Annotated in this window: 20 protein-coding genes; 13 read left to right on the forward strand and 7 right to left on the reverse strand. The window is 59.8% G+C overall.

Annotated features, from left to right (window positions below; translation table 11 throughout):
• Window positions 1-2: 2 nt before the first annotated feature.
• The 7 genes from ispG to ACQ4OE_RS13665 all read left to right on the forward strand — a co-directional run bounded on the left by ispG (window position 3) and on the right by ACQ4OE_RS13665 (window position 7,946).
• The gene (gene ispG / locus ACQ4OE_RS13635) at window positions 3-1,112 is read left to right on the forward strand and encodes a flavodoxin-dependent (E)-4-hydroxy-3-methylbut-2-enyl-diphosphate synthase (RefSeq protein WP_008084646.1); all 1,110 of its coding nucleotides are present in this window, start codon (window positions 3-5) and stop codon (window positions 1,110-1,112) included.
• Between the two features lie 37 nt (window positions 1,113-1,149).
• Window positions 1,150-2,439, forward strand: coding sequence for a histidine--tRNA ligase (gene hisS / locus ACQ4OE_RS13640; RefSeq protein WP_122589955.1), 1,290 nt, complete (start codon window positions 1,150-1,152; stop codon window positions 2,437-2,439).
• Between the two features lie 41 nt (window positions 2,440-2,480).
• Window positions 2,481-3,122 carry a YfgM family protein gene (locus tag ACQ4OE_RS13645; protein WP_430946926.1) on the forward strand — a complete coding sequence of 214 codons (642 nt, stop codon included), beginning with the start codon at window positions 2,481-2,483 and terminating at the stop codon, window positions 3,120-3,122.
• On the forward strand, window positions 3,115-4,266 hold the full coding sequence (gene bamB, locus ACQ4OE_RS13650; protein WP_034156262.1) for an outer membrane protein assembly factor BamB: 1,152 nt from the start codon (window positions 3,115-3,117) through the stop codon (window positions 4,264-4,266). The genes ACQ4OE_RS13645 and bamB overlap by 8 nt, the downstream gene beginning before the upstream one ends.
• A 136-nt stretch (window positions 4,267-4,402) precedes the next feature.
• Window positions 4,403-5,872: a ribosome biogenesis GTPase Der gene (gene der, locus ACQ4OE_RS13655; RefSeq protein ID WP_007950048.1), complete on the forward strand. Its 1,470-nt coding sequence runs from the start codon at window positions 4,403-4,405 to the stop codon at window positions 5,870-5,872.
• A gap of 146 nt (window positions 5,873-6,018) precedes the next feature.
• On the forward strand, window positions 6,019-7,167 hold the full coding sequence (locus ACQ4OE_RS13660) for a pyridoxal phosphate-dependent aminotransferase (RefSeq protein ID WP_430946927.1): 1,149 nt from the start codon (window positions 6,019-6,021) through the stop codon (window positions 7,165-7,167).
• On the forward strand, window positions 7,155-7,946 hold the full coding sequence (locus ACQ4OE_RS13665) for an amidohydrolase (protein ID WP_430946928.1): 792 nt from the start codon (window positions 7,155-7,157) through the stop codon (window positions 7,944-7,946). Before ACQ4OE_RS13660 ends, ACQ4OE_RS13665 begins: the two co-directional genes overlap by 13 nt.
• A gap of 172 nt (window positions 7,947-8,118) precedes the next feature.
• Here the strand turns inward: ACQ4OE_RS13665 and leuA are convergent, their stop codons facing one another.
• The 4 genes from leuA to ACQ4OE_RS13685 form a co-directional block, all read right to left on the reverse strand.
• Window positions 8,119-9,798, reverse strand: coding sequence for a 2-isopropylmalate synthase (gene leuA / locus ACQ4OE_RS13670; RefSeq protein ID WP_053123514.1), 1,680 nt, complete (start codon window positions 9,796-9,798; stop codon window positions 8,119-8,121).
• 466 nt (window positions 9,799-10,264) lie between these two features.
• The gene (locus ACQ4OE_RS13675; RefSeq protein WP_430946929.1) at window positions 10,265-11,086 is read right to left on the reverse strand and encodes a peptidoglycan DD-metalloendopeptidase family protein; all 822 of its coding nucleotides are present in this window, start codon (window positions 11,084-11,086) and stop codon (window positions 10,265-10,267) included.
• A 3-nt stretch (window positions 11,087-11,089) separates the two neighbouring features.
• Window positions 11,090-12,469, reverse strand: coding sequence for an exodeoxyribonuclease VII large subunit (gene xseA / locus ACQ4OE_RS13680; protein WP_016984362.1), 1,380 nt, complete (start codon window positions 12,467-12,469; stop codon window positions 11,090-11,092).
• 31 nt (window positions 12,470-12,500) lie between these two features.
• Window positions 12,501-13,412 (reverse strand): LysR family transcriptional regulator, encoded by a 912-nt coding sequence (locus ACQ4OE_RS13685; protein ID WP_430946930.1) that lies wholly within the window; start codon window positions 13,410-13,412, stop codon window positions 12,501-12,503.
• 100 nt (window positions 13,413-13,512) lie between these two features.
• Between ACQ4OE_RS13685 and ACQ4OE_RS13690 the strand changes: the two genes are divergently transcribed.
• The 6 genes from ACQ4OE_RS13690 to tadA all read left to right on the forward strand — a co-directional run bounded on the left by ACQ4OE_RS13690 (window position 13,513) and on the right by tadA (window position 20,307).
• Window positions 13,513-14,280: a sulfite exporter TauE/SafE family protein gene (locus tag ACQ4OE_RS13690; RefSeq protein WP_430946931.1), complete on the forward strand. Its 768-nt coding sequence runs from the start codon at window positions 13,513-13,515 to the stop codon at window positions 14,278-14,280.
• A gap of 139 nt (window positions 14,281-14,419) precedes the next feature.
• Window positions 14,420-14,968, forward strand: coding sequence for a sugar ABC transporter ATPase (locus tag ACQ4OE_RS13695; RefSeq protein ID WP_108590387.1), 549 nt, complete (start codon window positions 14,420-14,422; stop codon window positions 14,966-14,968).
• Window positions 14,969-15,084: 116 nt separating this feature from the next.
• Window positions 15,085-16,554, forward strand: coding sequence for an IMP dehydrogenase (guaB, locus tag ACQ4OE_RS13700; RefSeq protein ID WP_430946932.1), 1,470 nt, complete (start codon window positions 15,085-15,087; stop codon window positions 16,552-16,554).
• 99 nt (window positions 16,555-16,653) lie between these two features.
• Window positions 16,654-18,231, forward strand: a complete 1,578-nt coding sequence (gene guaA / locus ACQ4OE_RS13705; RefSeq protein WP_122589943.1) for a glutamine-hydrolyzing GMP synthase — start codon at window positions 16,654-16,656, stop codon at window positions 18,229-18,231.
• A gap of 199 nt (window positions 18,232-18,430) precedes the next feature.
• Window positions 18,431-19,807 (forward strand): multicopper oxidase family protein, encoded by a 1,377-nt coding sequence (locus ACQ4OE_RS13710; RefSeq protein WP_430946933.1) that lies wholly within the window; start codon window positions 18,431-18,433, stop codon window positions 19,805-19,807.
• A complete protein-coding gene (tadA, locus tag ACQ4OE_RS13715) occupies window positions 19,807-20,307 on the forward strand; it encodes a tRNA adenosine(34) deaminase TadA (RefSeq protein ID WP_134177613.1) in 501 nt (166 codons plus the stop codon). Before ACQ4OE_RS13710 ends, tadA begins: the two co-directional genes overlap by 1 nt.
• A 186-nt stretch (window positions 20,308-20,493) precedes the next feature.
• On the opposite strand, the gene ACQ4OE_RS13720 is transcribed toward tadA, so the two are convergent.
• From ACQ4OE_RS13720 to cmoA, 3 genes are all read right to left on the reverse strand, one after another.
• Window positions 20,494-21,636 carry an IS481 family transposase gene (locus ACQ4OE_RS13720; protein ID WP_430946934.1) on the reverse strand — a complete coding sequence of 381 codons (1,143 nt, stop codon included), beginning with the start codon at window positions 21,634-21,636 and terminating at the stop codon, window positions 20,494-20,496.
• A 142-nt stretch (window positions 21,637-21,778) separates the two neighbouring features.
• Complete coding sequence (gene cmoB, locus ACQ4OE_RS13725; protein ID WP_430946935.1) at window positions 21,779-22,735, reverse strand: tRNA 5-methoxyuridine(34)/uridine 5-oxyacetic acid(34) synthase CmoB; 957 nt, start codon at window positions 22,733-22,735, stop codon at window positions 21,779-21,781.
• Window positions 22,732-23,475, reverse strand: a complete 744-nt coding sequence (gene cmoA / locus ACQ4OE_RS13730; protein WP_008082499.1) for a carboxy-S-adenosyl-L-methionine synthase CmoA — start codon at window positions 23,473-23,475, stop codon at window positions 22,732-22,734. Before cmoA ends, cmoB begins: the two co-directional genes overlap by 4 nt.
• Window positions 23,476-23,570 lie beyond the last annotated feature (95 nt).

Here is a 23,570-nt window from a genome sequence, read left to right on the forward strand (position 1 = left end):
TCATGCACGGCGAATCTCCAATCAAACGTCGCGTTTCGCGCAAGATCTGGGTCGGCAACGTACCGGTGGGCGGCGATGCGCCGATCGCGGTGCAGAGCATGACCAACAGCGACACCAATGACGTTGCCGCCACTGTTGCGCAAATCAATCGTCTGGAAGCCGCCGGCGTCGACATCGTTCGCGTTTCGGTACCGGACATGGACGCCGCCGAGGCGTTCGGCAAGATCAAACAACTGGTCAAGGTGCCGCTGGTTGCCGACATCCACTTCGACTACAAGATCGCTCTGCGCGTGGCCGAACTGGGCGTCGACTGCCTGCGTATCAACCCGGGCAACATCGGTCGCGAAGACCGTGTTCGTGCGGTGGTCGATGCAGCGCGTGATCGCGGCATTCCGATCCGCATCGGCGTCAACGCCGGTTCGCTGGAAAAAGACCTGCAAAAGAAATACGGCGAGCCGACGCCAGCCGCGTTGGTCGAGTCCGCCCTGCGTCACGTTGAACACCTGGAACGCCTGAATTTCCAGGACTTCAAGGTCAGCGTGAAGGCCTCCGACGTGTTCATGGCCGTCGAAGCCTATCGCTTGCTGGCGAAGGAAATCGTCCAGCCGCTGCACCTGGGCATCACCGAAGCCGGTGGATTGCGTTCGGGCACAGTGAAATCCGCCGTGGGCCTAGGTATGCTGCTCGCCGAGGGGATTGGCGATACCATTCGCATCTCGCTGGCGGCCGACCCGGTCGAGGAAGTGAAGGTCGGTTACGACATTCTCAAGTCTTTGCATCTGCGTTCCCGTGGCATCAACTTCATCGCCTGCCCGAGCTGCTCGCGGCAGAACTTTGATGTGGTTAAAACCATGAACGAGCTGGAAGGGCGCCTTGAAGACCTGCTGGTGCCGCTGGATGTCGCGGTGATCGGTTGTGTGGTCAACGGCCCCGGCGAAGCCAAGGAAGCCCATATCGGCTTGACCGGCGGCACGCCAAACCTGATCTACATCGACGGCAAGCCGGCGCAGAAACTGACGAATGACAATCTGGTGGACGAGCTCGAAAGGTTGATCCGCCAGAAAGCGGCCGAAAAGGTCGAAGCTGACGCTGCCGTTATCGCGCGCGGCTGAACCTGACTGAAGAGCCGAACGAATTTAAGGATTTAAAGTGAGCAAGTCATTGCAAGCCATTCGTGGCATGAACGACATCCTGCCCGAACAGACCCCGCTGTGGCGTTATTTCGAGGGCACTGTTGCGCGTCTGCTGGATAACTACGGTTACAAGCAGATCCGCATGCCGATCGTCGAGTTCACCGAGCTGTTCAAACGCTCGATCGGTGAAGTGACCGACATCGTCGAAAAAGAGATGTACACCTTCGAAGATCGCAACGGCGACTCCCTGACCCTGCGTCCGGAAGGCACCGCAGCGTGCGTGCGTGCTGTGCTTGAGCACGGCATCACCGGCGGTGGCCAGGTGCAGAAACTCTGGTACATCGGCCCGATGTTCCGCCACGAGCGTCCGCAGAAAGGCCGGTATCGCCAGTTCCACCAGATCGGTCTGGAGGTGTTCAACCTCGACGGTCCGGACATCGACGCCGAGCTGATCATCATGACCTGGCGCCTGTGGGGCGAGCTGGGCATCCGTGATGCAGTCAAACTCGAACTCAACAGCCTCGGCACCAGCGAGTCCCGTGGTCGCTACCGTGAAGCGCTGGTCGAGTACCTCTCGGCGCACCACGACAAGCTCGACGAAGACAGCCAGCGTCGCCTGAAAACCAATCCGCTGCGCGTGCTCGACACGAAAAATGCCGACACTCAAGCGGTACTGGTCGACGCGCCAAAAATGGCCGACTACCTCGACGACGAATCCCGTGCGCACTTCGAAGGTTTGAAATCGCGTCTGGATGCCGTGGGCATTCCTTATGTGCTTAACCCGAAACTGGTTCGCGGCCTCGATTACTACAGCAAAACCGTATTCGAATGGGTCACCGACAAGCTCGGCGCCCAGGGTACTGTTTGCGCGGGCGGCCGTTACGACGGTCTGGTCGAGCAGATGGGCGGCAAGCCAACCACTGGCGTCGGTTTCGCTATGGGCATCGAGCGTCTGGTGTTGATGCTCGAAACCCTGGAGCAGATCCCGGAAGAAATCTCCCGTCAGGTCGATGTCTACCTCTGCGCTTTCGGTGAAGAAGCCGAGCTGGCCGGTCTGGCCCTGGCTGAACGTGTTCGCGATCAACTTCCAAACCTGCGCCTGCAAGTCAATGCCGGCGCCGGCAGCTTCAAAAGCCAGTTCAAGAAGGCCGACAAGAGCGGTGCGCTGTACGCACTGATCCTCGGTGACGACGAAATGGCCCAGCAAGTGGTAGGTTTCAAACCCCTGCGTGGCCAGGGCGAACAACAAAGCATTGCCTGGGATGCGCTTGCCGCTCACCTGGCCACCTGCGTCGTGCAGGGTTGAAGCTGTCCAAACAGCCGATTTAGCGATTAAGGAGTATTGGGGTGTCGAGTACCGAAGACGAACAGTTGGCGGATTTGAAGGACTGGTGGACACGCAACGGCAAACCTCTGGTCACCGGCGGCCTGTTGGCGCTGGTCATCGTGTTCGGCTGGCAGGCTTATCACAAATATCAGAGCAACCAGTCGCAAGGCGCCTCGGTGCTCTATCAGCAATTGCTGGAAACCACGCTGACGCCTGACGGCAAGCCTGATGCTGCCCGCGTTGCGGATCTGGCCGGCAAGCTCAACAGCGAATTCGGCGGTTCTGCCTACGCGCAGTACGGCAGCCTGTTCGTGTCCAAAGTGGCCGTCGACAGCGGCAAGCTGGACGACGCCGCTACCGAGCTGAAAGCGATCGTCGACAAACCGGCCAACCCGGCGCTGGGCGAAATCGCCCGTCAGCGTCTGGCGCAGGTACTCGGCGCACAGAACAAGGCTGAAGATGCCCTGAAACTGCTCGACGGCGACGCCGACAAGGCGTTCCTGGCGACTCGCGAAGAACTCAAGGGCGACCTGCTGGTGCAGTTGGGTCGTACCGATGACGCGAACAAGGCGTATCAAAAAGCCAAGGCAGCACTGTCGGATGAAGCGGCGGTCGGTGGCCTTCAAATCAAGCTCGACGACCTGGCCAAAGGGGATGCGTGACGTGATCCGTTGGAAGCATGCAGCATTGCTGGCTCTGGCCCTTCTGGCCGCGGGTTGCAGCAGCAACAGCAAAAAAGAATTGCCACCGGCTGAACTGACCGACTTCAAAGAAGAAGTGGTTCTGCACAAGCAGTGGAGTCGTTCGATCGGTGACGGTCAGGGCGAAACCTACAACATGCTGGTGCCGGCGATCGACGGTGACACCATCTACGCCGCGGATGTGACCGGCGTGGTGATGGCCATGGATCGCGGTAATGGCGACGTGAAATGGAAGCAGGACCTTGATCTGCCTGTCTCCGGCGCTGTCGGCGTGGGTTACGGTCTGGTTCTGATCGGTACTTTGCGCGGTGAAGTGGTTGCTCTGGACACCAGCAATGGTGAAGAGAAGTGGCGTGCGCGCGTCAACAGCGAAGTCCTCGCGCCACCGGCCAACAACGGTGACGTGGTCGTGGTGCAGACTCAGGACGATCGTCTGATCGGTCTGGATGCATCGACCGGTACTCAGCGCTGGGTGTATGACAGCACGCCGGCCGTACTGACCCTGCGTGGCACCAGTGCACCGCTGGTCACCAACCGCCTCGCGGTAGCTGGCCTGTCGACCGGTAAAGTCGTCGCGCTGGATATTTCCAACGGCGTGCCGGTTTGGGAACAACGCATTGCGATTCCACAGGGTCGTTCGGAACTGGAGCGCGTGGTCGACATCGACGGCGGTCTGCTGTTGTCCGGCGGTACGCTGTACGTTGCCAGCTATCAGGGTCGCGTCGCGGCACTGGATCTGGAAAGCGGTCGTCAACTCTGGCAGCGCGATGCGTCGAGCTACGCCGGTATCGCTCAGGGTTTCGGCAGCGTTTACGTGAGCCTGTCCTCGGGCACCGTTGAAGGCGTCGACGAACGTTCCACCACTGCATTGTGGAGCAACGATTCGCTGGCTCGCCGTCAACTGTCGGCTCCGGAAGTGTTCTCCAGCTACGTTGCAGTGGGTGACCTGGAAGGTTATCTGCACCTGCTGAGTCAGGTTGACGGTCGTTTCGTCGGCCGTGAGCGCATCGACAGCGACGGCCTGCGTGCCCGTCCGCTGGTGGTGGGTGACACGATCTATGTATATGGCAACAGCGGCAAACTGGAAGCCCTGACCATCAAGTAACAACTATGCTTGGGGTTAAACCCCCAGGCGGCCCCGGATTCATGGGGCTTGCAGCGCTAACAGGCGTTGCCCCGAGCACCAGCCGCTGCCTCGCAGCGGCTTTTGTATTTTCTGAAATAACGAAGTGGAGAGCCGCATGGTTCCCGTAATCGCCCTGGTGGGCCGACCGAACGTCGGCAAGTCCACCTTGTTCAACCGCCTGACCAGGACTCGCGACGCCATCGTCGGCGACTTGTCCGGTCTGACCCGTGATCGCCAGTACGGTGAGGCCAAGTGGCAAGGGCGTTCCTACATTCTGGTCGACACCGGTGGTATCTCCGGTGACGAGCACGGTATGGACGAAAAAATGGCCGAGCAGTCGCTGCTGGCCATTGAAGAAGCAGATGTCGTGCTGTTCCTGGTAGATGCCAAGGCCGGTTTCACCGCCGCCGACCAGATGATCGCCGAGCATTTGCGCAAACGTAACAAGCGTTCCTACGTGGTAGCCAACAAGGTCGACAACATCGACCCGGAAATGGCCCGCGCTGAATTTGCCCCGTTGGGCATGGGCCACGCGATCCCGATCGCCGGTGCTCACGGCCGTGGCATCACGCAGATGCTGGAAATCGCTCTGGGTGATTTCCCGCGCGACGAAGAAGAGCCGGAAGAAGGCGAAGAAGAGATCGTTGCCGAAGGTGAGGAAGCCAAGCGCATTCCTGGCCCGAGCGAAAAAGACGGGATCAAGATCGCCATCATCGGTCGTCCGAACGTCGGTAAATCGACTCTCGTCAACCGTATGCTCGGTGAAGACCGGGTGATCGTTTATGACCAGCCGGGCACGACGCGCGACAGTATCTACATTCCGTTCGAACGCAATGAAGAGAAGTACACGCTGATCGACACCGCGGGTGTGCGCAAGCGCGGCAAGATCCACGAAGAAGTCGAAAAATTCTCCGTGGTCAAAACCCTGCAGGCGATCAAAGACGCCAACGTGGTGATCTTCGTGATGGATGCCCGCGAAGGTGTGGTCGATCACGACCTCAACCTGCTGGGCTTCGCCATCGAGTCGGGTCGTGCGCTGGTGATCGCGATCAACAAGTGGGACGGCATGACGCCAAGCGAGCGCGACTACGTCAAGGTCGAGTTGCAGCGTCGTCTGTTCTTCGTTGATTACGCCGACATCCACTTCATCTCGGCACTGCACGGTACTGGCGTGGGCAACCTCTACGCATCCGTACAGAACTCGTTCAAGTCGGCGGTCACCCGCTGGCCGACCAACCGTCTGACCCAGATTCTGGAAGACGCGGTTGGCGAGCACGCGCCACCGATGGTCAACAACCGCCGGATCAAGCTGCGCTACGCCCACTTGGGTGGCGCGAACCCGCCGATCATCGTGATCCACGGTAACCAGATCGAGAAAGTGCCGAAGTCGTACGTGCGCTATCTGGAGAACACTTACCGCCGTGTGCTGAAGCTGGTCGGTACGCCGATCCGCATTGAGTTCAAGGGCGGCGAGAACCCGTACGAAGGCAACAAGACCACGCTGACCGACCGCCAGGTCAACAAGAAGCGTCGCTTGATGTCGCACCACAAGAAAGCTGACAAGAAGCGCCGCGACAAGAAATAAAGAAGCAGTTGCCAGTTTTTAGCTGCAAGCTTCAAGTAAAAGCAAAAAGGGCTCTTTTCAGAGCCCTTTTTTGTGTCCGACAGTTTGATGCTTGAAACTTGCAGCTTACAGCTTGAAACTTGCAGCTCACCTGCAAGGGGCTACCGATGATCACCAGTAAGCTGCCGAATGTCGGCATCACTATTTTCACGCAGATGTCTCAGCTCGCGGCGCAAACCGGCGCGATCAACCTGTCACAGGGTTTTCCGGATTTTGACGGCCCGCAGTCGCTGCGCGATGCGGTCGGTCGGCACATTGCCAGTGGTCATAACCAGTATTCGCCAATGACCGGTCTGCCGGCGCTGCGCGAGCAGATTGCGGCGAAAATTGCCCGCAGTTACGGCGTCAACGTCGATGCCGATCACGAAGTGACCGTGACACCGGGCGCGACTCAGGCGATCTTCTGCGCCATCCAGGCGGTTATCCACAGCGGCGACGAAGTCATCGTGTTCGACCCGTGCTACGACAGCTACGCACCGGCGACTGAGCTGGCGGGCGGTCGTTGCGTGCATGTGCAACTGAACCCGGATGATTTCTCCATCGATTTCGACCAGCTCGCTGCGGCCCTGAGTCCGCGCACGAAAATGATCGTCATCAACACCCCGCATAACCCAAGCGGTGCACTGATCAGCCGTGCCGAGCTGGATCAATTGGCGGCGCTGATCCGTGATCGCGACATCTACCTGATCAGTGATGAAGTGTACGAACACCTGGTATTCGACGGCGTGCCGCACGTCAGCGTGCTCGCCCACGAAGAGCTGTATCAGCGTGCCTTCGTCGTGAGTTCGTTCGGTAAGACCTATCACGTCACTGGCTGGAAAACCGGTTACGTCGTCGCACCGCCGGCACTCACCGCCGAGTTGCGCAAAGTCCATCAGTACGTCAGTTTCTGTGGCGTGACTCCGCTGCAATATGCGCTGGCCGATTACATGGCTGAGCACCCTGAACACGTTGAAGAATTGCCGGGTTTCTATCAGGCCAAACGTGACCTGTTCTGCGATTTGCTGGCGCCGTCGCGCTTTACCTTCAAACGTGTCACTGGCACCTATTTCCAACTGGTCGATTACTCGCAGATCCGTCCTGATCTGACCGACGTCGAGATGGCCATGTGGATGACCCGTGAGCACGGCGTGGCGAGTATTCCGGTGTCGGTCTTCTACCAGAACCCACCCGAAGGCCAGCGCCTGGTGCGTCTGTGCTTCGCCAAACGCGAGGAGACGCTGCGCGAAGCGGCGGCAAAACTATGCGCGATCTGAGTGCGTTACCCGACCTGAACCTGGCGCTGATCCAGACGACTTTGGCTTGGCATGATCGTCAGGCCAACTTCGAACATTTCGAGCAGTTGCTTGAGCAGGCACAAGGCGCTGATCTGATCATCCTCCCGGAAATGTTCACCACCGGGTTTTCCATGGAATCGGAAACCCTCGCCGAAGCCGAGAACGGCCCGACGCACAAATGGCTGCGGGTGCAGGCGGCGAAACTCAATGCTGTAATTACCGGCAGTGTGATCATTCAGGCGGCTGACGGCAGCCATCGCAATCGCTTGTTGTGGGCACGACCGGACGGCGAAGTGCTGCATTACGACAAGCGTCACCTGTTCCGCATGGCCGGTGAGCATAACCATTACACGCCGGGCGAGCGCCAGGTGCAGTTCGAACTCAAGGGCTGGCGTATCCGCCCGCTGATTTGTTACGACCTGCGCTTCCCGGTATGGAGTCGTGATTCGCAAGATACTGATCTGCTGCTGTACACAGCGAATTGGCCGGGCGCACGACGCTTGCACTGGAATCGCTTGCTGCCGGCCCGAGCGATCGAAAACCTTTGTTATGTGGCGGCGGTGAATCGCGTCGGCACTGATGGCAAGGGATTCGCTTACACCGGAGACAGTCAGGTGCTGGATTTCCAGGGCGAGAGCTTGCTGGCGGCGGGGGAGGCGGACGGCGTGTTTAAAGTGGTGCTGGAAGCTGCGCCACTGGCGGCGTATCGCGAGCGTTTTCCGGCGAATCTGGATGCCGATACGTTCGAGTTCACCTGAGGTAACTGATCGTTCCCACGCTCTGCGTGGGAATGCAGCCCCGTGACGCTCCGCGTCACTGGACGCAGAGCGTCCCTTGAGGCATTCCCACGCGGAGCATGGGAACGAGGACATCAGGCAAAAAAAGGCCCCGGAATTCGCACTTCGGGGCCTTTTGTCTTTCAACGATCAGTTAAGCCGCTTTCGCCTCAGGCTGGCTCAGCGAGCGGTTCAGCGCGCTGAACAGGGCCTTGAAGCTGGCCGTGGTGATGTTTTCATCGATACCCACGCCGTGCACCGCACGTTCACCGTTCACACGCAGTTCGATATAGGCCGCTGCTTTGGCGTTGGTACCGGCGCCAATCGCATGTTCGTTGTAGTCCATGATCTCCACCGGAATCGGCAGGCCGGCGACCAGTGCTTCCAGCGCACCGTTGCCCTTGCCGCGCCAGTGCAGATTGGTTTCGCCCTGACCTTTGCTCGCCACTTCCACTTCAACATTGCTGTTGCCGTTTTCCTCCTGCAGGCGATGGCTGACCAGCGCGTACGGAGTGTTGGCTTGCAGGTATTCGCTGATCAACAGCGAGTGGATCTGCTTGGCGGTCATCTCCAGACCGAGACGGTCGGTCTCACGCTGCACCACCTGGCTGAATTCGATCTGCATGCGACGCGGCAGGCTGATGCCGTATTCCTGCTCGAGCAAGTAAGCGATGCCGCCCTTGCCCGACTGGCTGTTGACGCGAATCACCGCCTCGTAGCTGCGGCCAATGTCGGCCGGGTCGATCGGCAAGTACGGCACTTCCCAGAGTGCGTCTGGTTTCTGCTGGGAGAAGCCTTTGCGGATCGCATCCTGGTGCGAGCCGGAGAACGCGGTGTGGACCAGGTCGCCAACGTACGGGTGACGTGGGTGAACCTGAATCTGGTTGCACTCTTCGACGACTTTGCGCACGCCGTCGATGTCGGAGAAATCCAGCTGCGGGTCGAGACCCTGGGTGTACATGTTCAATGCGACAGTAACGAGGTCGACGTTACCGGTACGCTCGCCATTGCCGAACAGGCAGCCTTCAACGCGATCCGCGCCGGCCATCAGACCCAGCTCGGTGGCGGCAACGCCAGTGCCACGGTCATTGTGGGTGTGCAGACTGATGATCACGCTGTCACGACGGTTGATGTTGCGGCCAAACCACTCGATCTGATCGGCGTAGATGTTCGGCGTTGCGCATTCAACGGTGGCTGGCAGGTTGAGGATCATCTTGTGCTCAGGCGTCGGGTTCCACACCTCGATCACCGCGTCACAGACTTCCTTGGCGAACTCCAGCTCAGTGGCGCTGAAGGTTTCCGGCGAGTATTCGAAGGTCCATTCGGTGTCCGGCTGCATCGCCGCATATTTGACGAACAGCTTGGCCGCGTTCACGGCGATGGCCTTGATGCCGTCCTTGTCCTGGTTGAAGACGATGCGACGGAAAGACGGCGAGGTGGCGTTGTACAGGTGAACGATGGCTTTCTTCGCGCCGCGCAGGGATTCGAAGGTGCGCTCGATCAAGTCTTCACGGCCCTGGGTCAGCACCTGAATGGTGGTGTCATCCGGGATGTGGCCTTCTTCGATCAGGGTACGCACGAAGTCGAAGTCGGTTTGCGAAGCGGCCGGGAACGACGCCTCGATTTCCTTCACGCCGACTTGTACGAGGGTTTTCCAGAAGCGCAGCTTCTTCACCGCGTCCATTGGCTCGATCAGCGACTGGTTACCGTCACGCAGGTCGGAGCTGCACCAGATCGGCGCGGTGTCGATGGTCTTCGAAGGCCAGGTGCGATCCGGCAGGTTGATGACAGGAAACGCGCGGTATTTCGAAGACGGATCTTTGAGCATGCTCATCGGGAAATTCCTTATTGTCTGGGCCGAAAAGAGGCGGCCTGCCGGTGTTACGAATGTTCTGGGAAACGCGTAGGACGAGGTGCCGCGATTCAGCCTGGCAGTCGTGCGCTGACGAGGCACAGACTGCGGTGCTGGCGAAGCTGAATAAGGGTGTGAGAGGTTTTCATGCCTTCAACCCTAACCGCGAGGGGAGAGGATGGCAAGCAGTCGAAAAAAATTGAGAGGAATACTCGGAAAGCAGGGTTTTGCGCGATTTTATTGTGCGTAATAACGTTGAGCTTTTGGTTTTTTGCGCGAGGTTAGACAGGGGCGCAATCGAGGTGGGCGGAGTCTCTGGGAGATTGCAGTGCCGATGAGTCAGTAATCGCCAGCAGGGCTGGCTCCCACAATGGACCGTGTTTGCAACACAAAATACCGGTGGGAGCTAGCCCTGCTAGCGATGAGGCAGCCAGCCTCAACACAACCCTTAAGGTTGAAATGCGCCAATGAAAATCGCCGGATCCACCCGCGCATCGTTCAGGCTGACATTCCAGTGCATGTGCGGCCCGGTCGCGCGGCCGGTCATGCCAACCTTGCCCACCACCGCGCCACGCGCCAGTTGCTGGCCGTCCTTCACATCAATCTTCGACATGTGGCAGAACATGCTGATAAAGCCCTGGCCGTGGTCAACAAATACTGTGTTGCCATTGAAGAAATAGTTGCCGATCAAAATCACTTTACCCGCCGCCGGAGTCTTGATCGGCGTGCCTGCCGGCACCGCGAAGTCGAGGCCCGCGTGCGGATTGCGTTCTTCTCCATTAAAGAAACGACGCACACCAAACTTGCTCGACAGCGGCCCGTTGACCGGTTTGTCCAACAGCAGATTGCTCGGCGTGTTCGGGCTGAAGCTGCGGTAAGCCTTGATCTGCTCGGCCAGTTCGCCTTCGATGCGCTTGAGGTTCGACTGATCCGGATTGACCTGCTGCTTGTTCTTCAGGGTGATGCGCTGCTCCGGGTACTTCTTGTTACCCACGGTGAACGGCAGATTACGCCCGCCACTGCTGATCTGCTGCGCCCCCGGCTTGACCGTCAACGGCACGCCGACAATCGCCAGCCAGTTGTTCTGTTCTTTCACCACCAGCACCGGTTTGCCCTGATACGTGGCTTTCGGTGCCTGCGCGGCTGAGCCGAGATCAACCACGGCCACGCCACCCGGCACCGGTTTGTTCAGCAGCCGGGTGATGTAACTGTCGGCGTGGGCATTGAACGTCAGGCAGAGCAAAAACAATGGAGCCAGAAAACGCGGCATGGATCAGTCCAGTAAAGAGAGGGTGACAGGCGTCAGGTGATTGTCCTCGACGCGCACTTGCAATTCGCCTTCGCCGAGCTTGGCTTTGAGGCGCTGGCCGGTGTGGGTTTGCGCGGCGTTGCGGATCGCGTGGCCGCGCTCATCCAGCAGAATGCTGTAACCGCGACCGAGCGTTGCCAGCGGGCTGACCACGTGCAGCGTCTGCATCTGGCTGTGCAGTTGCAGGCGACGGTTCTTCAGACCTTCGCGCATGGCGCGGGGTAGACGTTCGGCGAGGCTGTCGAGGCGTTGGCGCAACATCGCCAGTTGCCGTCCCGGATGTTGCCCGGCGAGGCGGGTTTCCAGACGGATCAGCCGCTCCCGGCGCGTATTGAGGTGACGCTCGAACGCCCGGCGCATGCGCATGTCCAGATCATCCAGACGTTGCGCTTGCTGGCGCAGACGTTCGCCGGGATGACGCAGGCGACGCGCCATGCCTTCCAGGCGCAGGCGATCACGCATCAAACGATCGCGCATGCGCATCACCAAGCGGCGATGCAGGCTTTCGACCTGACGGATCAGATGGCTGGAATCCGGAGCGAGCAATTCAGCGGCAGCGGACGGCGTTGGCGCGCGAACGTCAGCGACAAAGTCACTGATCGACACATCGGTTTCATGGCCGACGGCGCTGACAATCGGCGTCACACAGGCATCGACGGCGCGGGCCACGGCTTCTTCGTTGAAGCACCAGAGATCTTCCAGCGAGCCGCCGCCACGGGCGAGGATCAGCGCGTCGAAGCCACGGGCATCGGCCATTTTCAACGCGCGGACGATTTGCGCGGTGGCTTCGCGGCCCTGCACGGCGGTCGGAATCAGCGTCAGTTGTACTTGCGGCGCACGGCGGCGGAATACGCTGATGATGTCGCGAATCACCGCGCCGGTCGGCGAACTGATGATGCCGATGCGTTGCGGATGCGCGGGCAGCGGCACTTTGCGTTCGGCACTGAACAGGCCTTCGGCGCTGAGTTTTTCCTTCAGTGCATCGAAGGCCAGACGCAGTGCGCCGTCACCGGCCGGCTCAACGGTGTCGAGAATCAGCTGATAGTCGCCACGGCCCTCGAACAGCGAGACCTTGCCGCGCACCTTCACCGCCAAGCCGTCCTTCAACGCCTGACGCACTCGCGCGGCGTTCTGCCGGAACAGCGCGCAACGCACCTGCGCGCCGCTGTCCTTAAGGGTGAAATAGATGTGGCCGGACGCCGGGCGGGCGAGGTTGGAGATTTCGCCTTCGACCCAGATGTTGCTGAACACGTCTTCGAGCAACACCCGCGCGCGGCCGTTGAGCTGGCTGACGGTCAGGACTTCACGGTCCAGGCCAAGTCTTGCAAAGGGATCTTTAATCATGGGGCGCAGTTTAAAGGCATTTGGTTGCCAATCACCATGACCCAACACAAAACCCACAGGGGGGATTGGTGAAGGTCTGGATGAAGTGCTGGATCAGCGGGGGCGGATTCTGGCGGTAGGCGAGGGCGACGGTGCTTTCGCAGTCGGGATCGCTCAGCGGTAGAAAGCGTACGCCGCTCGGCGCAATCTCCTGCATCGATTCCGGCAGCAGGGCGATGCCGAAACCGGCCTGAATCAACTGTAGCTGCGTGGTCTTGCGCGACATCACCCGCGCCGCTTTCGGGAAGAAACCCTGACGCATGCACAGGTCGGCACACAGGTAGCTCAGTCCGCCGCGTTGCGGGTGTGGAATGGAGATGAACGCTTCGTCGTTCAATTGCGCCAGATCGACTCGCTCAGCCTCCGCCAATCGATGATCCATCGGCACCGCCAGCAGCAACCGCTCAGTAAACAGCGGCACAATCTGAATCCCTTCGCGCTGACGCAACACCGGGAGACGCAACAGGCCGATATCGAGGCGTCCTTCGGCCAGCTCTTCCAGTTGCGCCTCGGAAGACAGTTTGCCGATATCCAGCGACACGCCGGGCTGTTGCTGCAGATAAGCGCCCAGGTCACGGAGCAAACGTCCGCTGATCGACACGGTGCTGGAGTGGCTCAAGCGCAAGGTGCCCAGTTGGCCATTGCCGACTTCGATGGCCATGGCGCTGGCCTTGCACAGTTCGTTCAGCAGATTTCTTGCGCGCGGCAGAAACGCTTCCCCCGCCGCAGTGAGCCGGGGCTGGCGTGCCGTGCGTTCGAACAGCGGCGTTTGCAGTCGCGTTTCCATGTCCTTGATCTGCCGGCTCAGCGCCGATTGCGCAATGAACAAGCGTTCTGCCGCCGCGCTGAAGCTGCCGCTGTCGGCGATTTCGACGAAGTAACGCAATTGACGGGTGGAGAGCACAAGCCATGCCTTTTCGAGATGAGTAAGCGACCTGGAAGATATTAGTCGCAACCCTCGGCGCTGGCTAAAGTCATCTCAGGCTTATTAAGGAAATAGACCCATGAGTGTGGCGGGGTTGTTGAGCGAGTGGTCGTGGGGTGTAGGCGGGTGGGCGGTGATCGGGCTGGGCATCGCCTTGGCTTACATCGTGTTCGGGATTGCCGGATTTGGCACGGCGCTGGTGGCCGGGCCGATTCTGATTCTGTTCATGCCGTTGTCGAAGATTGTGCCGTTGTTGGTGTTGCTGGATTTCGTCGCGGCGTTCGGCAATCTGCTGCCGTCGCGGCGCGATGTCGCTAAGCCGGAGCTGTTGCGGTTGCTGCCGTGCATGGCGGTCGGCTGCACGTTGGGGGTGATATTCCTGCTTAACCTCAAATCCGACGTGCTGTTGCTGTTGATGGGGTTGTTTATCAGCGCTTATGCGATTTACAGCCTGTGGGTGAAAGCCCGGCCAGCGCAATTGTCCGCCGCGTGGGCCGTGCCGATGGGGACGGTGGGTGGGCTGTTTGGTGCGCTGTTCGGCAGTGGCGGCTTTTTATATGCGATTTATTTGAACAGTCGATTGCCGAAAGAGGCGGCCAGGGCCACACAAAGTGCGTTGATCAGTTGCAGCACAGTGGTGCGCTTAAGCCTGTTTGCCATCGCCGGTGTGTATGCCGAGCTACCCTTGTTGATGTTGGCGCTGTGTCTATTGCCCGCGATGGCACTAGGGCTGTGGATTGGCCGGCGGTTGACCATGAGGTTGTCGCGCGAGGCGTTTGTACGATTGGTGACGTGGCTGGTGCTGGCGAGCGGGCTGGCGCTGATCGGGCGCTACCTCAGCACTTGACCTGATTTTGTCAGGGATTAAGCTGCCGGCCTTTAAGGCCTCTTCGCTAGCAGGGCTCGCTCCCACACGTTGAAATGCATTCCAATGTGGGAGCGAGCCTGCTCGCGAAGGCGTCAGCAGCCACACCGCAGGACTTTCCATGAATTCGCAAAGCATCATCGTCCCGAAAATCTCCACCCTGCCGGTCCACGAACCCCGGGCCCGGGCGATTCTGCGTTGGCTGGTACGCAAGAACATCGTCAAGGAAGAGTTGAGCACCTGCGGCCGCACCGGCAATCGCATGGCTTACGCGATTGCCGATGGTGCCCGTGCCGTGGTGCTGCACCCGCAGGCGTTGCCGTTCGGAGAGCCAATCAACGGCCTGGAAATCGTCACCAAGCGTTGCATCTACACGCCGGCCAAGGGCTTTCTCGAAGAGGCCGGTTGCGCCGAGTGCCGTCGTGAAGTCGGCGAAGCGCTGTTCGAGAGCCTTGAAGACTGGTTCCCTGGCCGCACCGACAACTTCACCTGCCCGGAATGCGGGCATGAAGATGACATCAACGGTTTTCTGTATTTGCAGGAATGCGCGTTTTCCAACCTCGGTTTCATCTTCAACAACTGGCTCGAGGCTGGCTTCAAGCAAAGCTTTATCGATGAGTTCGCCGATTGGCTTGATCAACCTGTCTCTTGGGTCAAGGTGGAGCTGTAGGGGTGGGGCTTCCCGTACATCAGCAACATTGATATTAAGCTGAGTTTTACGTTGCTCCGAAGGGGGTGTCTGACTATAATGGCGCGCTTCCATTTTCCCGCTCGGGAGCCCCCGCGATGCTGCGTATCAGCCAAGAAGCTCTGACATTCGACGACATTCTCCTAGTGCCCGGTTATTCCGAGGTGCTTCCTAACGAAGTCAGTCTCAAGACCCGCCTTACCCGTGGCATCGAACTGAACATTCCTCTGGTTTCTGCTGCAATGGACACCGTTACTGAAGCCCGTCTGGCAATCGCCATGGCTCAGGAAGGTGGCATCGGCATTATCCACAAGAACATGACCATCGAGCAGCAAGCTGCCGAAGTGCGTAAGGTCAAGAAGTTCGAAGCCGGCGTCGTCAAGGATCCGATCACCATCGAGGCAGATGCCACGGTTCGTGATCTGTTCGAATTGACCCGCATGCACAACATTTCCGGCGTTCCGGTTCTGCACGATGGCGACCTGGTCGGCATCGTCACTTCCCGTGACGTGCGTTTCGAAAGCCGTCTGGAAGCCACCGTCCGTGAAGTGATGACGCCCAAAGAGCGTCTGGTCACGATCAAGGAAGGCGCGAGCAAGGACGAAGCACGCGAACTGCTGCACAAGCACCGCATCGAGCGCGTGCTGATCGTTGACGACAAATTCGCCCTCAAAGGCATGATGACCGTCAACGATATCGAAAAAGCCAAAGCCTACCCGCTGGCCAGCAAGGACGATCAAGGTCGTCTGCGCGTCGGCGCTGCGGTCGGTACCGGTAAAGACACCGGTGAGCGCGTCGCCGCTCTGGTCCACGCTGGCGTGGACGTGGTGGTGGTCGACACCGCCCACGGTCACTCCAAAGGCGTGATCGACCGCGTTCGCTGGGTTAAACAGAATTTCCCTGAAGTGCAGGTGATCGGCGGCAACATCGCCACCGGCGCCGCTGCCAAGGCTCTGGCCGAAGCAGGCGCTGACGCCGTCAAGGTCGGTATCGGCCCTGGCTCGATCTGCACCACCCGTATCGTCGCCGGTGTCGGCGTCCCGCAAATCAGTGCCATCGCCAACGTTGCCGCTGCCCTTGAAGGCACTGGCGTACCGTTGATCGCCGACGGCGGCATCCGTTTCTCGGGTGACCTGTCCAAGGCCATCGTAGCCGGTGCTTCCTGCGTGATGATGGGCTCGATGTTCGCCGGTACTGAAGAAGCGCCGGGCGAGATCGAACTGTTCCAGGGCCGTTCGTACAAGGCTTACCGCGGCATGGGTTCGCTGGGCGCCATGTCCCAGGCTCAAGGCTCTTCCGACCGCTACTTCCAGGACTCCTCGGCAGGCGCCGAGAAGCTCGTTCCGGAAGGCATCGAAGGCCGTGTGCCGTACAAAGGCACCCTGAGCGCGATCATTCACCAGTTGATGGGCGGTCTGCGTTCCTCGATGGGTTACACCGGTAGCGCCAACATCGAAGAAATGCGCACCAAGCCTGAGTTCGTGCGGATCACCGGCGCTGGCATGGCCGAATCCCACGTGCACGACGTGCAGATCACCAAAGAAGCGCCAAACTACCGCGTAGGTTGAGCCTTAAAGCAATAAAGTAAGCAACCGGGGCTGTTTGATTCAGCCCCGAGTTGTTTCTGAATCACGACTGTTTCTGAACGACTTAGACGAGACTGAATCATGGCCCTCGATATTCACGCTCACCGCATCCTGATCCTCGACTTCGGTTCGCAATACACCCAACTGATTGCCCGCCGCGTGCGCGAGATCGGTGTGTACTGCGAACTGCACCCGTTCGACATGGACGAAGATGCGATCCGCGAATTCGCTCCTAAAGGCGTCATCCTCGCCGGCGGCCCCGAGTCCGTGCACGTCGCCGACAGCCCGCGCTGCCCACAGGCAGTGTTCGATCTGGGCGTACCGGTTTTCGGTATCTGCTACGGCATGCAAACCATGGCCGAGCAACTGGGCGGCAAGGTTGAAGGTTCCGAACTGCGTGAGTTCGGTTACGCCCGCGTTGACGTGGTCGGCAAGAGCCGCCTGCTCGACGGCATCGAAGACCACATCGACGCTGACGGCCTGTTCGGCCTCGACGTCTGGATGAGCCACGGTGACAAAGTCACCAAGATGCCGGAAGACTTCCACATCCTCGCCAGCACCCCAAGCTGCCCGATCGCCGGTATGTTCAACGACGACCGTGGCTACTACGGCGTGCAGTTCCACCCGGAAGTGACCCACACCAAGCAGGGCGGTCGCATCCTGTCGCGCTTCGTCCTCGACATCTGCGGCTGTGAAGCCCTGTGGACGCCGTCGAAGATCGCTGAAGATGCCATCGCCAACATCCGCGCACAAGTCGGCACCGACAACGTGCTGCTGGGTCTGTCCGGCGGCGTTGACTCCTCGGTGGTTGCCGCGCTGCTGCACAAAGCCATCGGCGACCAGCTGACCTGCGTGTTCGTCGACAACGGCCTGCTGCGTCTGCACGAAGGCGAGCAAGTGATGGCCATGTTCGCCGAGAACATGGGCGTCAAGGTTATCCGCGCCAACGCTGAAGACCAGTTCCTCGACAACCTGGCCGGCGAAGCCGACCCGGAGAAGAAGCGCAAGATCATCGGTCGCACCTTCATCGACGTATTCGATGCCCAGTCGAACAAACTGGAAAACATCAAATACCTCGCTCAGGGCACCATCTACCCGGACGTGATCGAGTCGGCTGGCGCGAAAAGCGGCAAGGCCCACGTGATCAAGTCGCACCACAACGTGGGCGGCCTGCCGGAAGAAATGAACCTGAAACTGGTCGAGCCACTGCGCGAACTGTTCAAGGACGAAGTCCGTCGTCTGGGCCTGGAACTGGGCCTGCCGTACGACATGGTCTACCGTCACCCGTTCCCGGGCCCGGGCCTGGGCGTGCGCATCCTCGGTGAAGTGAAAAAGGAATACGCCGACCTGCTGCGTCGTGCCGACCACATCTTCATCGAAGAACTGCGTAAAGCCGACTGGTACCACAAAGTCAGCCAAGCCTTCGTCGTGTTCCAGCCAGTGAAATCGGTTGGCGTCGTTGGCGATGGCCGTCGTTACGCCTGGGTCGTTGCCCTGCGTGCCGTAGAAACCATCGACTTCATGACCGCGCGTTGGGCTCACCTGCCTTACGAACTGCTGGAAACCGTCTCCGGCCGCATCATCAATGAAATCGAAGGCATTTCGCGCGTTACGTATGACGTGTCGAGCAAGCCGCCGGCGACGATTGAGTGGGAGTGATCCTGCACAAACCTTGACGGTTTGATCGCTGGATAAAAAGCCGCGTGAACGTGAGTTCACGCGGCTTTTTGCATTTACAAAATCGGCCCTGCGGCCCGTGGTCACGGCCGCTTTGCTGTTTCTTTCGCAACTGCGGGTGTATCGTATTCGCCTTTTGCGGGCCCGGTGCCCGTCGCTGATATGTGAGGTAGTTGAGTTCATGTCCTTTACCCGTCGCCAAATCCTCGGTGGCCTGGCCGGTCTTGTTGTCGTTGGTGTCGGGGCGGGGGGCGCGTCGCGTTACTGGCTGGGCAAGATGGCGGATGCTGAGGCGGGGCATGACTATGAGCTGATCGCCGCGCCGCTGGACGTTGAGCTGGTGCCGGGACACAAGACCGAAGCCTGGGCGTTCGGCCCGTCGGCGCCGGGCACCGAGTTGCGCGTGCGTCAGGGTGAATGGTTGCGGGTGCGCTTTATCAACCATTTGCCGGTGGCGACCACCATTCACTGGCATGGCATTCGTCTGCCGCTGGAGATGGACGGTGTGCCGTACGTCTCGCAGCTGCCGGTGTTGCCGGGCGAATACTTCGATTACAAATTCCGCGTGCCGGATGCCGGCAGCTATTGGTATCACCCGCACGTCAGCAGCAGCGAAGAGCTGGGGCGCGGGCTGGTTGGGCCGCTGATCATCGAGGAGCGCGAGCCGACCGGTTTCGTCTACGAAAAGACCTTGAGCCTGAAAAATTGGCATATCGATGATGTAGGCAATTTCGTCGAGTTCAGCATTCCGCGTGAAGCGGCGCGTGGCGGTACGGCGGGGCGGTTGTCGACGATCAATGGCGTGCCGACACCGGTGATCGAATTGCCCGCCGGGCAGATCACCCGCGTGCGCTTGCTCAACCTCGATAACACCCTGACGTATCGCATCAATATTCCGGGCGTCGAAGCGAAGATTTATGCGCTGGACGGCAACCCGGTCGAGCCGCGGCCGTTGGGCAAGGAATACTGGCTTGGCCCCGGCATGCGCATTTGTCTGGCGATCAAGGCTCCGGCGGCGGGTGAAGAGTTGTCACTGCGTAACGGCCCGGTGCGTCTGGGCACGCTGCGGTCGGTGGCCAACACTGATGCGCCGACGGACTGGCCAAAAGCCCTGCCGGCCAACCCGGTGGCCGAGCCAGACCTGGCCAATGCCGAGAAACTCAACTTCAATTTCGAATGGGTCGGCTCGGTCTCGGTCAACACCGAAAATGGCAAGCCGCCGAGCCTGTGGCAGATCAACGGCAAGGCCTGGGACATCACCGACAAGACCTGCGCCGACCGACCGATCGCCAGCCTGAAACTGGGTCAGAGCTATATTTTTGAATTGAAGAACATGACGCAGTACCAGCACCCGATCCACCTGCACGGCATGAGCTTCAAGGTGATTGCGTCGAACCGGCACAAGATCATTCCGTACTTCACCGACACCTATCTGCTGGGCAAGAACGAGCGCGCGCAAGTGGCGCTGGTCGCGGATAATCCGGGGGTGTGGATGTTCCATTGCCACGTGATCGACCACATGGAAACCGGCCTGATGGCCGCCATCGAGGTGAAGTGATGCGTCAGATTCGCCCTGCGGCGATCATCGACCGCAGCCGTGACCGCGACTTCATGCGCGAAGCCCTGATCCTTGCCGCACAAGGTGCGGCGCTTGGCGAAGTGCCGGTGGGCGCGGTGCTGGTGCAGGACGGTGAGATCATCGGGCGCGGCTTCAACTGCCCGATCAGCACCAGCGACCCGAGTGCCCATGCGGAAATGGTCGCCATTCGCGCGGCGGCGCAGGCGGTGGATAACTATCGTCTGCCGGGCAGCACGCTGTATGTGACGCTCGAGCCGTGCAGCATGTGCGCCGGTTTGATCGTGCATTCGCGGGTGGCGCGGGTGGTGTATGGCGCGCTGGAGCCTAAGGCGGGGATTGTGCAGAGTCAGGGGCAGTTTTTTACCCAGGGTTTTTTGAATCACCGGGTGTTGTATGAAGGTGGGGTGTTGGCGGAGGAGTGTGGGGCGGTGTTGACCGAATTCTTCCGCGCCCGAAGAGCGAAAAGCCCCTCACCCTAACCCTCCCGAAACGTCGGACCGCCCATAGGGAGAGGGGACTGACCGAGCTGGATGGGCTAAGTCCGTCGACCTGAGATTCCGAGTCGAACTCAAGTTTTGAAAAGCTCAATGATCGGCTCCCTCTCCTTGGGGAGTGTATGTACCGGAGACATGGTGGACACATGTTCGGAGACATAGTGGACGGTTTTAGATCTTCTTACCTGCCGTGACGATCTGCAAGTTCAAGTCGATTCGGGCGATGCGATGTCTACTCCAGTAGACATCGTGGATGCCGTCCTCCGTCGTTTCCCGGATAGCCACTGACCTCCCGTGAAACGCCTTTCCGACAGTGTATTCACGGTTGCCCCAGTAGATCTCGCCCTTCACCTGAACTTTCCTGACCACATCCCCATCGTCGTACTCAGGCGCCGCCGGTTGCTCCTGATATTCCCGCGGGCTGCTGCTGTAGCGAGTAGCAGGAACCTGCATGCCCAGTGCTTGATGCGGGCGCTTCTGGTTGTAAATCTCACGCCAGATATCAAACGCCCGTTGCGCATCGTCCAGATCGGTGAAGAGTTGGCCTTGCAGGACTTCTCTTTTCAGGCTGCGGTGGAAGCGCTCCAGCTTTCCCTGGGTTTGCGGGTGATAAGGTCGGGAGTGGCCGACCTTGATGCCCTGGCTCATCAGCCAGACCTCCAGCGCGGTATAAACGCCGGTCTGGTCACCCCATGGCGAACCGTTGTCCATCGTCATGCGCAGAGGCAGACCGTAGCGCCGAAAGGCCCGTATTAGTTGCTCCTGGACGGTTCGGCGCTGCTCATTGGCGCACGCAGCGATGCACAGTGAGAACCGCGAGTGATCGTCCAGTATCGTCAGCGGATGGCAACGTCCGTGGCTCAGGCTGATATGGCCCTTGAAGTCGATCTGCCAAAGATCGTTGGGCGCCTCGTGCTCGAACCGGATAAACGGTTTGGTCTGGGCAGCCTTTGGATCCACGCGCGAATGACGCTGTAAAACCGCATGCACGGTGCTGACAGAGGGCATCACTTTGCCGTCGTCTTCCAACACGCGCTCGAGCTTGCGAGCGCCCCAAGCGGCGTACTCCTGACTCACGGTCAAAATCTGCTGCTCAACCTCTTCAGCGCAGCGTTTGGGTGATGTCTTTGGTCGTCGAGACTGATTGATCAATCCCTCAGCACCTGAGGTTTCAAACCTCTTGAGCCATTTATAGGCAGTGCTTGGGCTGATGTTGAATCGGCGGCAAAGCTGCCGAACATTGGCCCCTTCTTGCCGAGCCAACAGCACGAACTCTGTACGAAGCTGCACGGTGGACACCTCTTCCCAAGACACAGGCCATCTCCCTCGCGATGAGCAATGTGTCTATTAAAATGTGTCCACTATGTCTCCGAACACCTGTCCACCATGTCTCCGGTACATACAGGGAGAGGGCTGGGGTGAGGGGTAGGCTCACCGCGGTGTTTGGGCGATTGGATTATTTACGAGCGACAATCACCGCACGCATCGGCGCCGGCAACCCTTCGATGGTTTTGCTGTGATCTTCAGGATCAAGAAAGTCGCTCAGCGACTGATATTTCATCCACTCAGTCCCACGCTGTTCATCGACCGTCGTCGTGCTCACATCCACGCAACGAATGTCGGTGAAACCCGCACGACGCAACCACAATTCCAGCGCCGGCACCGACGGCAGGAACCAGACGTTACGCATCTGCGCATAACGATCTTCCGGCACCAGCACCTGATGCTTGTCGCCTTCCACCACCAGCGTTTCCAGCACCAGTTCACCGCCCTTGACCAGGCAATCCTTCAGCGCCAGCAAATGCTCGATCGGCGAACGACGGTGGTAGAACACGCCCATGGAAAACACCGTGTCGAAGCCTTCCAGATTCGCCGGCAGGTCTTCGAACGGGAAGGGCAGGTGCCAGGCATTCGGCTCTGACAGATAACGCTGTACGGCCTGGAACTGGCAGAAAAACAGCCAGTTCGGGTCGACACCGATCACGCTGTCAGCCCCGGCACCGAGCATTCGCCACATGTAGTAGCCGTTGCCGCAGCCGACGTCGAGGATGCGTTTGCCTTTCAGATCCAGATGCGGCGCGACCCGCGACCATTTCCAGTCCGAACGCCATTCGGTGTCGACGTGCACGCCAAACAGATCGAACGGCCCCTTGCGCCATGGCGACAGGCCCATCAGCGCGGTACGCATTTGCGCGCGGGTTTCGTCGGCGCAATCGGTGTCGAGTTTCAGGCCGTTGAGCAGGTCGACTTCGCTCGGTTGGATCTTCGGCAAGGCGTCCAGCGCACTTTGCCAGCGCTCCAGATCGCCGTGGCCTTTCTCCATTTTCTTGTCGAGTTGTGCTTGCAGGGTGTTGGCCCATTCGGCCAGCGGTGTGCCGGCCAGACGGCGAGCGAGGGGGGACAGATCAATCATGGCAAGGCAATCAACGAGGCAAAGTTAAGACACTGGAACCACGGCACGACTTTCGAGAACCCGGCGGCCAACAGGCGCTCGCGGTGTTCTTCGAGGCTGTCGGGTTTCATGACGTTTTCGATGGCGCTGCGCTTCTGGGCAATCTCCAGTTCGCTGTAGCCGTTGGCGCGTTTGAAGGCGACGTGCAGATCGGTGAGCAGCGCGTGTTCTTCGGCATCGTTGAAGCGCAGCTTCTCCGACAGAATCAATGCGCCGCCCGGCAGTAGCGATTGGCGAATGCGCGAGAGCAGCGCGGTGCGCTGATCGGGGGCGATGAATTGCAGGGTGAAGTTCAGCGCCACCACCGAGGCTGGCTGGAAGTCGAGGGCGAGGATGTCGCCTTCGATCACTTCAACCGGCAGCAACTCCTGGAACATCGAGTCCTGACCGTTGAGGTATTCGCGGCAGCGTTCGACCATCGCCGCAGAGTTATCCACAGCGATCACCCGGCAGCCGTCGGTGCGCACGTGGCGGCGCAGCGCTTGGGTGACAGCACCCAGCGATGAGCCGAGGTCGTAGAGCACGCTGTGCGGCTGGGCGAACTGGGCCGCGAGTACGCCGAGGTTTTCGACGATGGTCGGGTAACCCGGCACCGAGCGCTTGATCATGTCCGGGAACACCCGCACCACGTCTTCGTTGAAGGCGAAGTCGGGGACCTGGGCCAAGGGCTTGGCGAAAATGCGATCGGGTTCTTTGCTCACGGCGGTGTCCGGCGGTGTCGGTGGAAAAGGCCGGCATTTTAGCCAAAGTGGCGTCGGGATGCTTGGGTTGTCTGATAAAGCGTTTTTTGCCGGTG

The organism is Pseudomonas sp. WC2, assembly GCF_050586545.1.
GTDB lineage: Bacteria > Pseudomonadota > Gammaproteobacteria > Pseudomonadales > Pseudomonadaceae > Aquipseudomonas.

What these genes read in the sequence shown, in the direction of transcription:
- tadA (WP_134177613.1), top strand. Translation starts at nt 19,807, where the DNA reads ATGCGTCAGATTCGCCCTGCGGCGATCATCGACCGCAGCCGTGACCGC.
- bamB (WP_034156262.1), top strand. Translation starts at nt 3,115, where the DNA reads ATGCGTGACGTGATCCGTTGGAAGCATGCAGCATTGCTGGCTCTGGCC.
- ACQ4OE_RS13665 (WP_430946928.1), top strand. Translation starts at nt 7,155, where the DNA reads ATGCGCGATCTGAGTGCGTTACCCGACCTGAACCTGGCGCTGATCCAG.
- ACQ4OE_RS13710 (WP_430946933.1), top strand. Translation starts at nt 18,431, where the DNA reads ATGTCCTTTACCCGTCGCCAAATCCTCGGTGGCCTGGCCGGTCTTGTT.
- leuA (WP_053123514.1), bottom strand. Translation starts at nt 9,798, where the DNA reads ATGAGCATGCTCAAAGATCCGTCTTCGAAATACCGCGCGTTTCCTGTC.
- ACQ4OE_RS13695 (WP_108590387.1), top strand. Translation starts at nt 14,420, where the DNA reads ATGAATTCGCAAAGCATCATCGTCCCGAAAATCTCCACCCTGCCGGTC.
- guaB (WP_430946932.1), top strand. Translation starts at nt 15,085, where the DNA reads ATGCTGCGTATCAGCCAAGAAGCTCTGACATTCGACGACATTCTCCTA.
- xseA (WP_016984362.1), bottom strand. Translation starts at nt 12,469, where the DNA reads ATGATTAAAGATCCCTTTGCAAGACTTGGCCTGGACCGTGAAGTCCTG.
- der (WP_007950048.1), top strand. Translation starts at nt 4,403, where the DNA reads ATGGTTCCCGTAATCGCCCTGGTGGGCCGACCGAACGTCGGCAAGTCC.
- ACQ4OE_RS13675 (WP_430946929.1), bottom strand. Translation starts at nt 11,086, where the DNA reads ATGCCGCGTTTTCTGGCTCCATTGTTTTTGCTCTGCCTGACGTTCAAT.
- ACQ4OE_RS13690 (WP_430946931.1), top strand. Translation starts at nt 13,513, where the DNA reads ATGAGTGTGGCGGGGTTGTTGAGCGAGTGGTCGTGGGGTGTAGGCGGG.
- guaA (WP_122589943.1), top strand. Translation starts at nt 16,654, where the DNA reads ATGGCCCTCGATATTCACGCTCACCGCATCCTGATCCTCGACTTCGGT.
- ACQ4OE_RS13660 (WP_430946927.1), top strand. Translation starts at nt 6,019, where the DNA reads ATGATCACCAGTAAGCTGCCGAATGTCGGCATCACTATTTTCACGCAG.
- cmoB (WP_430946935.1), bottom strand. Translation starts at nt 22,735, where the DNA reads ATGATTGATCTGTCCCCCCTCGCTCGCCGTCTGGCCGGCACACCGCTG.
- ispG (WP_008084646.1), top strand. Translation starts at nt 3, where the DNA reads ATGCACGGCGAATCTCCAATCAAACGTCGCGTTTCGCGCAAGATCTGG.